The sequence below is a fragment of the Pseudobutyrivibrio sp. genome (assembly GCF_015057185.1).
In the GTDB taxonomy this organism is placed as follows: Bacteria; Bacillota; Clostridia; order Lachnospirales; family Lachnospiraceae; genus Pseudobutyrivibrio.
Map to the genome: position 1 here is coordinate 101340 of NZ_SVEV01000004.1, position 14412 is coordinate 115751.

9 protein-coding genes are annotated in these 14412 nt (G+C 38.1%); 8 read left to right on the plus strand and 1 reads right to left on the minus strand.

Annotation, left to right across the window (positions count from 1 at the left end; translation table 11 throughout):
• Positions 1-2: 2 nt before the first annotated feature.
• The gene (locus E7276_RS03120; protein ID WP_294213620.1) at positions 3-1718 is read left to right on the plus strand and encodes a glycoside hydrolase family 3 protein; all 1716 of its coding nucleotides are present in this window, start codon (positions 3-5) and stop codon (positions 1716-1718) included.
• Positions 1719-1726: 8 nt separating this feature from the next.
• Here the strand turns inward: E7276_RS03120 and E7276_RS03125 are convergent, their stop codons facing one another.
• Complete coding sequence (locus E7276_RS03125; protein WP_294213622.1) at positions 1727-2863, minus strand: AraC family transcriptional regulator; 1137 nt, start codon at positions 2861-2863, stop codon at positions 1727-1729.
• A 182-nt stretch (positions 2864-3045) separates the two neighbouring features.
• On the opposite strand from E7276_RS03125, the gene E7276_RS03130 reads away from it, so the two are divergent.
• The 7 genes from E7276_RS03130 (at position 3046) to E7276_RS03160 (ending at position 14109) form a co-directional block, all read left to right on the plus strand.
• Positions 3046-5679 (plus strand): glycoside hydrolase family 78 protein, encoded by a 2634-nt coding sequence (locus E7276_RS03130; protein WP_294213624.1) that lies wholly within the window; start codon positions 3046-3048, stop codon positions 5677-5679.
• Positions 5680-5808: 129 nt separating this feature from the next.
• Positions 5809-7161 (plus strand): ABC transporter substrate-binding protein, encoded by a 1353-nt coding sequence (locus E7276_RS03135; RefSeq protein WP_294213626.1) that lies wholly within the window; start codon positions 5809-5811, stop codon positions 7159-7161.
• Positions 7162-7245: 84 nt separating this feature from the next.
• On the plus strand, positions 7246-8103 hold the full coding sequence (locus tag E7276_RS03140; protein ID WP_294213628.1) for a carbohydrate ABC transporter permease: 858 nt from the start codon (positions 7246-7248) through the stop codon (positions 8101-8103).
• Entirely contained in the window at positions 8103-8933 is an 831-nt protein-coding gene (locus E7276_RS03145; protein ID WP_294213630.1) for a carbohydrate ABC transporter permease, read from the plus strand. The genes E7276_RS03140 and E7276_RS03145 overlap by 1 nt, the downstream gene beginning before the upstream one ends.
• 108 nt (positions 8934-9041) lie before the next feature.
• Entirely contained in the window at positions 9042-10808 is a 1767-nt protein-coding gene (locus E7276_RS03150; protein WP_294213632.1) for a sensor histidine kinase, read from the plus strand.
• Positions 10809-12299: a response regulator transcription factor gene (locus E7276_RS03155; RefSeq protein WP_294213633.1), complete on the plus strand. Its 1491-nt coding sequence runs from the start codon at positions 10809-10811 to the stop codon at positions 12297-12299. It abuts the gene before it with no gap.
• A 127-nt stretch (positions 12300-12426) separates the two neighbouring features.
• On the plus strand, positions 12427-14109 hold the full coding sequence (locus tag E7276_RS03160; RefSeq protein WP_294213635.1) for a methyl-accepting chemotaxis protein: 1683 nt from the start codon (positions 12427-12429) through the stop codon (positions 14107-14109).
• The last annotated feature ends 303 nt before the right edge of the window (positions 14110-14412 follow it).

Sequence of the window (14412 nt, forward strand, 5' to 3'; positions counted from 1 at the left end):
TTATGAATTTTGCAATGCTTAAAAATGCACCATTTTCGCTGAATGATTCTCAGATAGAATGGGTAAAAACAACAATTGAAAAAATGTCGGATGAAGAGAAAATAGGTCAGATTTTTTGTCCTATAAGTGGAGATACAGAGCCAGAGAAAATCAAGGCATTTGTAGATGAATTTCATCCAGGCGGAGTATTATACAGACCAATGCCAGCAAAGGTAATCCAGAATTGTCATAGGAGTTTTCAGGAAAATTCTGATATTCCAATGCTTTTGGCAGCAAATCTGGAGTCAGGTGGTGTAGGCATTGCAAGTGATGGTACATATTACTCTAGACCTATGGGAGTAGCAGCTACAGGTGATAGTAAAAACGCCTATCGCCTTGGCTATATATCAGGAAAAGAAGCAAAAGCTGTAGGCTGTAACTGGTCATTTGCACCTATTTGCGATTTAGATAAAAATTATTTGAATCCTATTATGAATGTGCGCACCTTTGGTGATAACGTAAATGCGGTAATTGAATGTGTAAAAGAGCAGCTAAAAGGTCTTTCTGACAATGAAGTTGCAGCTGCAGCAAAGCACTTTCCTGGAGATGGAGTTGATTTCAGAGATCAACATTTGGTTGCTTCAGTCAACAGTCTTTCTGTTGAGGAATATGATGAAAGCTATGGAAAAATCTGGCAGGAGGTAGTTAACACAGGAATCTTGTCGGTAATGGTTGGACATATTTTACAGCCAGCCTATAGCAAATATTTTAATCCAGAACTTAAGGACGAGGAGATTCTTCCAGCAACACTTTCAAAGGAGATTCTTCAGGGACTTCTTAGAGGAAAGCTTGGATTTAATGGAGTTATCGTTACAGATGCAACCCCTATGTTAGGATTTACAGCATCAATGAAGAGAAGTGAATCACTTCCAGCATGTATTATGGCTGGGTGCGATATGATTCTTTTCAACAAAGATATCAGAGAAGATTATCAGTATATCAGGGATGCCCTTTCAGATGGCCGTCTTACAAAGGAACGACTTGATGAGGCAGTTTTAAGAATTCTTGGAATGAAGGCTGCTATGAATTTACCTGAGAAAAAGGCAGATGGCATAATCGTTCCAGGTGATGAGGCTCTTTCAGACGTAGGCTGCAACCAGCATAAGGAATGGACAAAGCAGTGCGCAGATGAGGCAGTGACACTAGTCAAGGACACACAGAAGCTATTACCTATTTCACCTGATAAATATAGGAAAATTCGTCTTTATTTAATTGAAGATAGAGTCGGTGGTGGATTTAAGGATGGAGATAGTGAAATCAATCGATTCAAGGAATTGCTTGAAAAGGAAGGATTTGAAGTCAGTGTTTATGACTATAGCAAGCCTGATTTCTACGAGATGTTTGAGTCCGGAGTGGGATATGCAAAGGAAAAGTTTGATCTTGCAATATATGTTGCCTGCATCGATACAGCAAGCAATCAGGCAGTTCGTCGTATTGACTGGTTGCATTTAATGGCAGCAGATGCGCCATGGTTTGTGGAAGAAATTCCAACAATGTTTATATCTTTGGCAAATCCTTACCATCTTGTGGATGCACCAATGGTAAAAACATTTATAAACGCCTACACACCTACAAAAGAGGTATGTGAGGCAGTAATTGAAAAGATTATGGGTCGCTCAGATTTTAAAGGACAAAACCCAATTGATCCATTCTGTAATATATGGGGTAGTAGATTTTAAATAAACTATTAAGCTCTTTCTTCTTGTTCTGTAGAGAATGGGATGAAAGGGCTTTCTTTTTTATAATTCTTTCTATACTCTGCAGGAGAGCATTTGTAGGTCTGGCGGAAAACTCTAGAGAAATGATCTGCAGAGTTGTAACCGATTTGTTCAGCAATTTCATTAATTTTCAGGTCAGTATTGATTAGGAAGCTGACCGCATCCTTCATTCTGAGATTCTTAATAAGTTCTGTAAATGTTTCCCCTGTATTTTGCTTAATCAATGTACATAGATGAGGCTCGCTATAATGGAAAAAATCAGCCAGCGAAGACAGAGTAATATTTTGATAGTTGTGCTGGATGTACTGAAGCACAAGTGAAAAATCTGAGCCAATCTCATAATTGTAAAAGGCTATAGTTTTGCTGTAGTTTCTAAGAAGGTTACAGAAAAATAAATTAATAATACTAATGCAACAGCCGTTACTGTATTCATCATTTTTGGCTGATTCAATCATCAATTTTCTAAGGAGAATACGACACTCTAAGTTGTTTCCAGTAAAAAGCATTAGGTAATTTGAACGTCCATCATTTTTTAGCATTTGTCTAAAGAAGCCAGAAAGCAAATCCTGATGACTCATTATAGATGAAAAAGTACTATCAAAGGTACTGCGTCTAATGCAGACAGTATGAACGATAGAGGTTTCATCATTTATTAAAAAATCATGCTTTGAGCCTGGGGCAATAATACATACTTCCCCTTCATGCATAACATGCTTTGTTTCTTCAAAATAAAATTCAGCCTCGCCCTTTACTACAAAGTCCAGTTCGAAATAATTGTGTGAATGTGAATATCGGCGTGTAAATCTAGGATGTCTTATGGTAAAAACATCATAGAAATTAGGAATCATTTTTTCTTCTAATACAAGAGGATTGTTGGCGTCCTGTGGGCGCACTGAAATAGGCATAGTATCTACGATTTTATCAAATTCTTCATCGGACATTCCCTGAGCCTCGTCTGGAATACGAACTCCAATTGGGGAAGCTTCCATTAAACCTTTCTGTTCCATGCGAGAAATCATCTCCATGAACTGAAGGTTTAATCCAGTTCGCTTATGGTACTCATTCATTTGTTCCTGAAATTTGCCGTATGTAGTATAGCCTTGCATAAATCCTCCAATAGCTGAAAAAATATCGTATGTTTAGAAAATACCTGTACATATAATAACATAGAAAGCTTATTTTGATTACTTTTTCAAATATATTGATTGATTATTTCATGTGAAAAATGGTCGGATGACAATAATATGATACCTGAAGCATTTGTTTGTATAGATTGGGAGGTAGTGGAATGTTAGGAATCAAATCGATAACTGTTAATTATCAGTGTGAGCCTTCTGGGATAGTTGGTCCTATTCAAGTAGGCTGGAAGCTAAAAAGTGATGAGAGAAATGTAAAACAGCTTGCTTATCACTTATTAATCAAGGATGGGGATAAAACAGTATATGATAGTGGAAAAGTAGAAAGCGAAGAGTCTGCTCATGTTTATATTAATGAGAAATGGGATGATATTCGTAAATACGATATCGAAGTGAAGGCATTCACGGAAAAGACAGAAACTGATTGGGCTAAAAGCTATTTTGTTTCAGGTTATCAGGATATTAGCGCCTGGACAGGAGCATTTGTAACAGCAGAGCCTTTGGCTGATGCAGATGAAAGCTATGGAACCCTAGTACGAGATGAATTCACAGTAGAAAAGGAAATTGACAGAGCTTATTTGGTAAGTACTGCCCATGGACTTTATCGTCCATTTATTAATGGAAAAAAGGTTGGAGAGGATGAGTTGACTCCAGGATGGACATCCTATAATAAAAGACTTCAGTATCAGACTATTGATGTGTCGAACGTGATAAAACAGGGGCGAAATGCATGGGGCGCAATGCTTGGTGCAGGCTGGTTTAAGGGTGACATGAGTTTTAACCACAAGCGCAACCTATATGGAAAGCAGACAGCTTTTGGTGGTCAGATAATTATTGATTATAAGGATGGAAACAGAGAAGTTATCTCTACAACAGATAAATTTAAGGGTCATAAATCTCCAGTTATTTTTTCAGAGATATATGATGGTGAAATCTATGATGCGAGGCTAGAGGAAACAGGCTGGTGTGAAGCAGGATATGACGACAGCAGTTGGATTAAGACTGAAGTTGTTGCAAGAGATATAAAAACCTTGGTACCACAGGAAGGACATGGGGTTAGAGTTATTACAAAGCTTCTTCCTAAGGAAATCATTACAACTCCTGAAGGTGATACAGTAATTGATTTTGGACAGAATTTGACTGGCTGGGTTGAGTTCTCTGTGGAAAATGCAAGTGAGGGTGATGAGGTAGAGCTAAATTGCTTTGAGGTATTAGATAGCAAGGGAAATGTGTATCTAGATAATCTTAGAGGAGCTAAGGAAACCGTAAAATATACATGCAAAGGTAGCAAAAAAGAAACATTTCACCCTAATTTTACTTTCATGGGATTTCAATATGTAAAAATAAATAAGTTCCCTGGTGAGATAAAAAAGGAAAACTTTAAGGCATACGCAGTTCATAGTGATATGACAGAGACAGGATTTTTTGAGTGCTCAAATAAACTGATTAATCAATTACAGCACAATATCAAGTGGGGAATGAAAGGAAATTTTGTAGATGTTCCAACTGATTGTCCTCAAAGAGATGAAAGACTTGGCTGGACAGGTGATGCTCAGATATTCTGCAGCACAGCTACATTTTTGATGGATACATACTCATTCTATAGTAAGTGGATGAAGGATGTTGAGGCTGATCAGGCTGAGGATGGTGCCGTTGCCCATGTAGTCCCAGATATTTTGACAGGATACAGTGAAGGGGACTGGCTTATGAAAAATGGTACAGCAGGCTCTTCTGCATGGGGTGATGTTGCCGTAATAGAGCCATGGACAATGTATCTGTATTATGGCGACACTTCTATAATAGAAAGACAATTTGATTCCATGAAGGCATGGATTGACTTTATGACCGCACATAGTAAAGAGGACGTTTTATTTAACTATGGTCTTCAATTTGGAGATTGGGTAGCTCTTGATGCCGAGGAGGGCAGCTACTTTGGAGCTACACCAGTAGAATACACCTGCAGTGCATATTATACATATGTGACAGGTTTGTTTTCTCAGATGGCTAAGGCAATCGGCAGAGATAAAGAGGCAAGTGAGTATGGCGCGCTTTATAATAGGTTAAGAAAATCATTTAATGATCACTTTGTAAACGATAAAAATGAGATTACTGTTGAAACTCAAACTGCTCAGATAGTAGCTCTGTACTTTAATTTAGTTGATGGCGAAGTTAGAAAAAATGCAGTGACAAAGCTTAAGGAATTGCTTGATAAAGAAAATGGTCATTTGGTAACAGGCTTTATTGGAACTCCATATATTAACCATGCACTTAGCGAAAATGGTTGTTTGAAGGAAGCTTATGATTTGTTACTCAAGGATGATTTTCCAAGCTGGCTGTATCAGGTAAAAATGGGTGCCACTACTGTATGGGAGCATTGGGATGGACTCAAGCCTGATGGCACAATGTGGAGTCCTGACATGAATTCTTTCAACCATTACGCATATGGATCTATTGGGGATTGGATTTATAAGGTAATAGGTGGAATTAAACCTGATGAGAGCAATCCTGGCTTCAAACATTTTTGTATTGCGCCTGAAATTGGTGGAGCTTTAGAATTCGCAAATACGAATTATGAAAGTGTTTATGGTACTATTGGTGTTAATTGGAAAAAGAGTAGCGATAAGGTGCAGCTACATATAACAGTGCCAGTAAATACTACGGCTACAGTTATTCTCAAGCATGCAAAAGAGGTTGAAAATTCAGATGGACTATCATTTACAGTTAATGCAGCAGGCTATATAGCTGAGGCAGGATCTGGAGAATATAACATTACCTATATAGAATAATAATAGAGTGATTTTTCAAGTGAAGTGATTGATTATTCCATGTTGATTATTTTTTACAAATGCTAAAGTTTATTCATAAGTTAAGTAGTTAATCCGCAGGATTACGAAGAAGAAATGGGAGGGTATTACATGAGAAACAAAAAGAAAATGTTAGTATTTCCTTTAGTTGCAGCAATGTCATTATCAATGGTTGGCTGCGGCTCAACAGAGGGAACAGAGGCTACAACAGGGGGCGATTCAGAGACAGTAGTTGCATCATCAGACGGTAATTGGAACTACGAGGAGGGTACTACAATTACAATGCTGATTGATACAGATATTACAGACACAGGTATTCTTGCTGTTTGTGATTTGGCTGAGGAGAAGCTTGGAATTAATGTAGAAATAGAGTATCGTCCAGGCGGTACAGATGGAGATAACATTGTAAAAACAAGATTAGCTTCTGGGGAAATGGCTGATATTTGTGGTTATAATTCAGGAGCTCTTTTATCAGCTCTTAATCCATCAGAGTATTTTGTAGACCTTTCACAGGATTCAAATATCATGGACAGACTTGATGAGACATATGCTTCATCAGTTACTGTAGGAAATGCTACATATGGTATTCCAGTATGTGCTTCACAGGCTGGTGCTGTAATGTACAGCAAGCCATTATATGAGAAATACAATTTGGAAGTTCCTCAGACATGGGATGAGTTCATGTCAAACTGCCAGGTACTTCAGGATGCTGGCGAGACAGCAGTAATTGGTTCATTTGCAGATAGCTGGACAACACAGGTTGTTTTCCTTGGAGACAATGCAAATGTAATGAACAAAGATCCAGAGTTTGCTACAAACCTTGCAGCAGGAACAACTACATATTCAGATAGTGAGTATGCTTTAAGATCATTTGAGAAGTGTACAGATCTCACAAAGTTCTACAACTCAGATTATCTTTCAACATCTTATGATGATGCTTGTGACATGATTTACAACGGCGAAGGTGGTCATTGGATTTGCTTAACACAGGCACTTTCAAATATCTATGAGTTATATGGAGACAACAGTGATATCGGTGTATTTGCAGTTCCAGCAGATACAGCAGAAGACACAAGACTTACAACTTGGATGCCAACATCTTTCTATGCAAATAAAAATAGTGAGAACTACGATGCTGTTATGGCGTTCATGGAGTTCTATATCAGTGATGAAGCATTAGATTGCTACACTAACGTAATCCTTCCAGATGGCCCATACTGTGTAAAGGGATACGAGTTACCAGACAATGCTTATCCAGCAGTTGCAGATGATATGCAGAAATATTTTGAAGATGGTAAGACTGGTCTTGCAATGGAATTCATTACAGATATCAAGGGCGCTAACTGTGCACAGATTTGCCAGGAAGCAGGCTCAGGCCAGACAACTGCAGCAGAGGCAGCAGAGAAATACGATGCAGATTGCTTATTACAGGCTCAGCAGTTAGGTTACGATTGGGCTCAGTAAATAGATTCAACAAATAGTTTTTCATTGAGAGGATGCATGAAAGTGCATCCTCTTATAAAAAGAGGGTAAAGGAAGGGTAATGTTATGGATAACAAAAGAATTTATCCAATATGGTTTTTAGCACCAGCAATGGTGATTTTCACAGTCTTTTTCCTTATACCAATTGCAATGTCTTTGATTTTTAGCATGATGAACTGGACTTTTACCGGTATGTCATGGGCTGGATTTAATAACTATATAACCTTTTTCAATGACTATTCCATGACAATTGGTATTAAGAATACTATCATTTATGCTTTTGCCACAATGGCAGCAAAATGTGTTTTGGGATTTTTGCTTGCTGTATTTTTGACAAGCAATATCAAATCAAAACATTTTTTGAGAAGCATCGCTTTTTTTCCAAATATTGTTTCAACAATCGCAGTAGGAATTACATTTACAGCATTAATGCATCCCTCAAAGGGCTTGATAAATAAGGCTCTTGCAGTATTTGGTATAACAGGTCCTGACTGGCTTGGAAATATTAACATCGCTCTTGGCAGTGTAATAGCAACAGATGTATGGAAGGGTGTTGGTGTTGCAACTGTAATTTACATTGCAGGAATCACATCAATAGATAAAAGCTACTACGAGGCAGCTTCAATAGATGGAGCAACTTCATTTCAACAGCTTATAAAAATAACAGTACCTCTTTGTAGACCATCAGTGAATTCGGTAATCATTTTAGCACTTACAAGTGGTATGAGATGTTTTGATCTCATTTGGTCAATGACAGGTGGAGGTCCTGGATTTGCAACAGATGTTATGGCATCAGTTGTTTATAAGAAATATGCAGCAGGCTATTACGGTCTATCAACAGCAGGAAATGTAATTATGTTTATTCTCATAGCTGTTATCGCATTTCCGTTACAGAAATTCTTACAGAGCAGGGAGGCTGAATAATGAATACATACAAAAAGAAACATCTCTTTGCCGATATAATTGGAATAATCGTAGGTTTTATAATATTCGTAATTCCGTTTTTATTTATGCTTGTTAACTCATTAAAGGAGCGAGTTGAAGCAAACCTACTTGACATAACAATACCAAAAACATTTGCTTGGTCAAATTTCGCAGAAGCATTTACTGCAAAGCACTACCAGATACTGACAGCATTCAAAAACAGCTTATTGCTAACTTTTTTTTCATTACTCTTCTTGATTGTGGTTGGTTCTATGGCAGGATATGTTATACAGCGTAGGAAGGATAAGCCAGTAACAATAATCAGTATGATTATTACCACAGGTCTTATGATTCCTGCAGCTGTAATGCCAACCATATGGTTACTCCAGGCGCTTCACATCTACAAGACCATGTTCAGCATGATTATGATTGAAACAGCCCTACAGATACCATTTACAGTTCTACTATACAGAGGCTTCATGTCTTCTATTCCTAGGGAACTAGAAGAGGCAGCTTACATAGATGGATGTAGCACCTTACAGCTTTTCAGACAGATAATATTCCCTCTGCTAAAGCCTGTAACCGCAACAATAATCATCTTAAATGCCTGCACAATATTCAACGATTTCACAAACCCATTGTACTTCCTTCCGGGTGCCGAAAACATTACCGTGCAGCAGACCCTATACAACTTTATGGGGCAATATTCCAGCTCCTTCAACCTACTATTTGCTGACGTAATTATAATCACTATCCCAATGCTAATAGTCTTTATCGTATTTAATAAACAGCTGGTAGCTGGCATGGTTGCAGGGGCAGTAAAAGGATAATTTTCGCGACGTTACAATTCCTATAAATTGTAACGTCGCGTTTTTGGACTTTACGCTTTTTGGTATGCTTGAGGTAATGTATAATGGCTGTGCTAGGAGTTTAAGGTTATGACATTTAAGAAGAGGTTTTTACGGATTTTATATAGTTTTGCAGGAGTAGCATGTCTGTTCATGGTGGTGGTGTATGGTTACATTGCAGGAAGAAATCGGACAGTTGAGACATATAACCTTTTGGAGCAGAATGCAATGGTGGTTTCTAATTCCTTTGCGTCGATTATTGATACCTCTAATAGTGCTATAAATTTGGTAATTTCGGAGCCTTCTATTTTGACGGCTATTAGGAATTTGAGTTCGGGGAAGACTGCAAGACTGACTGAGACAGAGAAATATTATAGTGATGAGTATACGTTGCTTAGGGAGCGTATTAATCTCTATTTTTTATATAAATATTGTTATAGGGTGCTTTTTTACAATTGGTCTGGAGATGTTATTGCCAGTAATTATTCAACTGGAAATAATCTGAATGTTGGTGTGGATATCAATGATGTTGATGGTGTGGAAGATTTGGCTGCAGGTGAGATTGTTGTTCTGCCAATGCATGATGATCAGTGGAATGTCAGGAATAAGCAGCAGGTAATATCTGTTGTTAAGAGGTTGGCTGGCAATAATATGGGTTACTTTGAGGTGCAGTGGCTTGAGAGTGATGTTGAAAAACTGATGTTGCCCTCAGATAATGAGTACCAGATTAGGGTCTTTGCTGAAAGCGGAGATGTTGTTTACTCAAGTGATGAGACCCAAATAAATGATTTTGATTTAATAGTGGATTCAGGAAAGAAAAAGGGTGTAATACGAACTGGCAATACACTTTTAGCTTATGTGAATCAGGATGGATATTATACGGTTATATCAACAGAGCTAAGTTTTTGGGAGACTATAGTGTTTCCGATTTTGCCTGCACTATTTCTTTTGATTGTTGTATTTTTAGGTATTTCGATTATTTTTGCAAATGTGGGTGCGGCTGCATTGGGAAGACCTATTAGTACATTGCAAAAGGCTATTACAAAAACGGATTACGATAACCTACTAAGGCAGACAATCGATGATGATGAAAAAGCGGATTTACAAAAGGTAAGTGAAATAGAAAATACCTACAAGATTTTTGAGTCAATGGTTGAGAGACTAGACGAATCAAAAAAGACTGCAGAGAAAATGTCATTCCTACAACTAAGAGCGCAGCTGGATTTGATGCAGGCTCAGGTGAATCCCCATTTTATATACAATGTTCTTAATATTATTTCTGCAAAGGGGCTTATGGCTGATGATGAGAGCATTTGCGATATGTGCGATAACCTTAGCAAAATCCTTAGGTATTCGACGAATGTCAAGGAGAAGGAAGCTACAATTCATGAGGAAATGGAGTATCTTCATGAGTATTTGATGCTTTTAAAAGCTAGATACGAGAGCCGCTTAGAGTATCATATCGAGGTGGATGACAAAATAGAAGATGAGATTATCCCAAAACTGGCATTACAGCAAATTGTTGAGAATGCTGTAATTCATGGTTTTTCTGATACGGCAGAGGTCATGCGTATTGAGATTCAGGGTAAACAGAGAAACACAGGTTGGGAAATCGACATCAGAGACAATGGTAAGGGAATAGAGCAGGACAGCCTTGCTGTTATGAAACAGCGAATAAATGAATTGAAAATTCAACTGGATGAAGGCAAGGAAAATGTGGAATTTGAAATTGGTGGAATGGGAATATATAACACATTTTCCAGATTATATCTTTTGTATCGAGAGAATCTTGTTTTCAAAATTCGCTCAGATGATACGGGAACAGTAGTAAAAATTGGTATTGAGAGAAGGGGTTAAATGATAGAGGAAACAAAACTATCAGCAGAGTGTAAATATCAGGTGTTGGTTGCAGATGATGAACCTGCAGCAGCACAGATGATAGAAAAAATAGTTAACACTAGAAGTAATGATTTTTATGTAAAGGGAATTGCACTAAATGGGCAGGAAGCTTTAGATTTTGTGGCAAATAATTATGTGGATTTGATTATTTCTGATGTGAGAATGCCTATGGTGGATGGAATATCACTTGTGACTAGGCTTCAGGAAAATCGACCAGAAATCGAGTCCATTATTGTAAGTGGATATCAGGATTTTGAATATGTGCAGGGGGCTCTTAGAGCAGATGCAAGTGATTATATTTTAAAGCCGATTACTCCTACCAAGATTATGGAGGCTCTTGAAAAGGTAAATAAAAAAATAGACAAGGCATACTATCAGCGTCGAAACAAATATTTAAAGATGATGGTAAAGGGACATAAATGTGCTGAAATCGCAGATTTTAATAGAGTATTTTGGTCAGACAATTATTATGTAGCAGTTGCAAGAAAAAATGGACTTATAACTAGATTTAGAGGTGGTGCCAATAGAGAAATATTCTCAGAGCAGCAGGAACAAATGATTATTTATGGTCGTGATGAACAGGAGATGCTTTTCATTTATCCCCAAGAGCTTGTATACACTGATTATGATTCTATGATGAATCGACAGTATAACAAAATGCTTGAGGATAACTCTTTTCTGACGATGGTGGTTTGTGAGGAACCAGTTGCAACATGTGATTTGGCTGACTATGTTTACCGCATATATCAGACCATGGATAGAGCCATCATTATTGGAAAAAACCAAAAGCTAGGACTTTGTGATAATGTGGTCAAGGAGGAGACAAACGAGGTCTCAAAGGAAAAGAAGAAGCTACTCCTTGAAATATCCACCAATAATTTGTCTAGATTGAATACAGAAATCAAGAGCCTGGTGGATGTTCTGGGGAAACAGGAGTTTACTCAGCTTTATGTGGAAAGTACTATCCGACATATTTTATATGAATTAAAAAATAACGATATGCTCACAAATTGGGATGAGCATTGGCTTGATGATATTTTCTGCGATGTCATTTCTATGGATGACTTAGCCAATAATGTAATTGACATCATCGACAATAATTTGAAGAAAACCAATTCAAATACTTGTTGTGATAAAAAGAGCTTGTATGAGGATATTGTAGGGTACATGGAAAAACATCTGAAGGATGATCTGTCAGTACAGAATGTCTGCAAGGCAAAGGGTATTTCACAGGCAACCCTTAATCGTTTATTTAGACAGTATGGAGACGATTCCTACAAAGGTTTTCTAACAAAGCTTAGAATTCAGGAGGCAGTTAAAATACTAGAGGACGTTCCATCTATGTCTATTAAAGATGTGGCTATGCAGGTAGGCTTCAATGACCAGTTCTATTTCAGTAGAGTTTTTAAAACAATTATTGGGAAAAATCCTAGCGAATATACTGGTTAAAAGAAGTATTTCCTCTGAAATTCTGAAAAAAATGTGAACGTAACATAATACACACAAATAGGATTTATAATTGTGCCTATAAAATTGAGTAATTATCCACGCTTTTTCGAGTAATGGAGGGATGACAATGAGGAGTAAGAAAAACCCGAATGGCACGATAGCTGGCGCTTTAAGAGAGTTTTCAGGAGGAACTATACGTATCTTCCTTGAAAGTGCCACTGTAATGATTGTATTTTTAGCAGTCATTTTCTACAATCTGTACACTTTCTACAATGTTCAGTTTGTAACTGAAACATATCAAATGGAGATTCGTAAGGATGTACAGACAATTAACAAACGACTTTTGTTTGCTGTGGCTTCTGATGACTCAGAAGTAACAACTGCCCAGAAAGAGGATTTGGAAGGTCGTTTCCCTAAAATTGAGGGCTACTTCTCCACTATTTCTTCTAACCTGAACAATGAGGAGTTAGGTTCTAGATTAGATACTAACTGGAAGGCATTTGAGGATGCATCATTTGAAATGCTTGCCATGGTAGAAGCCGGAGATATTAATGGCGCCTTAGAATATTACAATTCTACATTGAATGATGTATCTGAGACACTTGCAGATTCCCTTGATGAGACTGGTGAGCTAGCAAGTAGCGCTGCAGCCAACAAGTATCGAGCAATTCTTATAATCATAGCTGCAACTGTTATAGTTCTTGTGGTAGCAATTATATTTATCATTATGCTCAATAAAAAACGTAGTTCTGCAATGATTAAGAATATTGAAAATGATCTAGATATTCTTGCAGATGCTGCCGAAGAAATTGCCAAGGGCAATGTTCATGTAGACATTGACTATGACAATGACAACGAAATTGGACGCGTTGCCAATCAGTTAAAGATTGCAGTAGAATCCCTCACATACTATATAGATAAGATTGGCGAAGTAATGTCAACAATGGCAAATGGTAACTTCAACATTGGATTTGAACGTGATTTCTCAGGAGACTTCAAAGACATTCAATCTGCTATTGAGAGCTTCTCAAAACAGATATCAGAGTCAATGACAGAAATCATGGAAGTATCCGACATGGTATCCGATGGTGCTAACCAAATCGCAGGAGCTGGACAGAACCTTGCAGACACTGTTACATCACAGGCCAACATAGTTGAAGACCTTTCAGTAACAGTGAAAGACATCACAGACCAGATTTCAAACAACTCTACTGATGCCACAGCAATTTCAAAGGAAGTTGAAGTTGTTGCTCAAAACATCGTGGAAGGAAATCAGCGAATGCAAGATGTTGTAAACGCAATGGATGCAATTTCAGAGTCATCTCAGGAGATTTCCAAAATCATCGATACAATCAACGCCATTGCAGACCAGACCAACTTGCTATCTCTTAATGCATCAATCGAAGCAGCGAGAGCTGGCGAAGCCGGCAAGGGCTTTGCAGTAGTTGCCACCGAAGTATCACAGCTGGCAGGCCAAACAGTAGAAGCTGCTCAGAACACCGCAGGCCTCATTGGAGCATCCCTTAAGAGCGTCGAAGAAGGTATCGCAATAGCCAACGACACCGCCGAGAAGCTCAACGAAATGGTTACTCAGGTTCAAGGCATTGCTGAAAAGGTTAAGACTATTGCCGAGGCCTCAAACTCACAGGCCGTATCCGTCAAGGAAATGTCTTCAAACATCAACGAAATCTCATCCGTTGGTCAAAACAATGCAGCTACCTCTGAGGAATCACTTGCCCTCAGCTACGAAATGAACGAACACGCCAACTCCCTCAAGGGACTAGTCGAAAAGTTCGAACTCAAACGCTAATATCAACGCCTTGTAAGTCCTGGCCCGCCAAGATTTACAAGGCTTTCTTTATGCCTTCACACTTCTATTTTCAAAGCTCATTTGCCTCACTCCACACCAACATACTAAATCCACCCACCCCAGGCCGCCTGCCGCCACCCTTTTTAAGAACTTCGCAAGAATATTTTGTTTTCCTAATATGCAAAGACTCGCATCTTTTATTAGCATGTGTCTTTCTCATGTCTGTACAATTTTGAAAAAGGTATTTTATGGGCGGACACCAAAAACTATATTTAGTGCAACTCAGGCTCAGGGGGAATTGGG

What these genes read in the sequence shown, in the direction of transcription:
- E7276_RS03140 (WP_294213628.1), top strand. Translation starts at nt 7,246, where the DNA reads ATGGATAACAAAAGAATTTATCCAATATGGTTTTTAGCACCAGCAATG.
- E7276_RS03145 (WP_294213630.1), top strand. Translation starts at nt 8,103, where the DNA reads ATGAATACATACAAAAAGAAACATCTCTTTGCCGATATAATTGGAATA.
- E7276_RS03160 (WP_294213635.1), top strand. Translation starts at nt 12,427, where the DNA reads ATGAGGAGTAAGAAAAACCCGAATGGCACGATAGCTGGCGCTTTAAGA.
- E7276_RS03135 (WP_294213626.1), top strand. Translation starts at nt 5,809, where the DNA reads ATGAGAAACAAAAAGAAAATGTTAGTATTTCCTTTAGTTGCAGCAATG.
- E7276_RS03155 (WP_294213633.1), top strand. Translation starts at nt 10,809, where the DNA reads ATGATAGAGGAAACAAAACTATCAGCAGAGTGTAAATATCAGGTGTTG.
- E7276_RS03130 (WP_294213624.1), top strand. Translation starts at nt 3,046, where the DNA reads ATGTTAGGAATCAAATCGATAACTGTTAATTATCAGTGTGAGCCTTCT.
- E7276_RS03120 (WP_294213620.1), top strand. Translation starts at nt 3, where the DNA reads ATGAATTTTGCAATGCTTAAAAATGCACCATTTTCGCTGAATGATTCT.
- E7276_RS03150 (WP_294213632.1), top strand. Translation starts at nt 9,042, where the DNA reads ATGACATTTAAGAAGAGGTTTTTACGGATTTTATATAGTTTTGCAGGA.
- E7276_RS03125 (WP_294213622.1), bottom strand. Translation starts at nt 2,863, where the DNA reads ATGCAAGGCTATACTACATACGGCAAATTTCAGGAACAAATGAATGAG.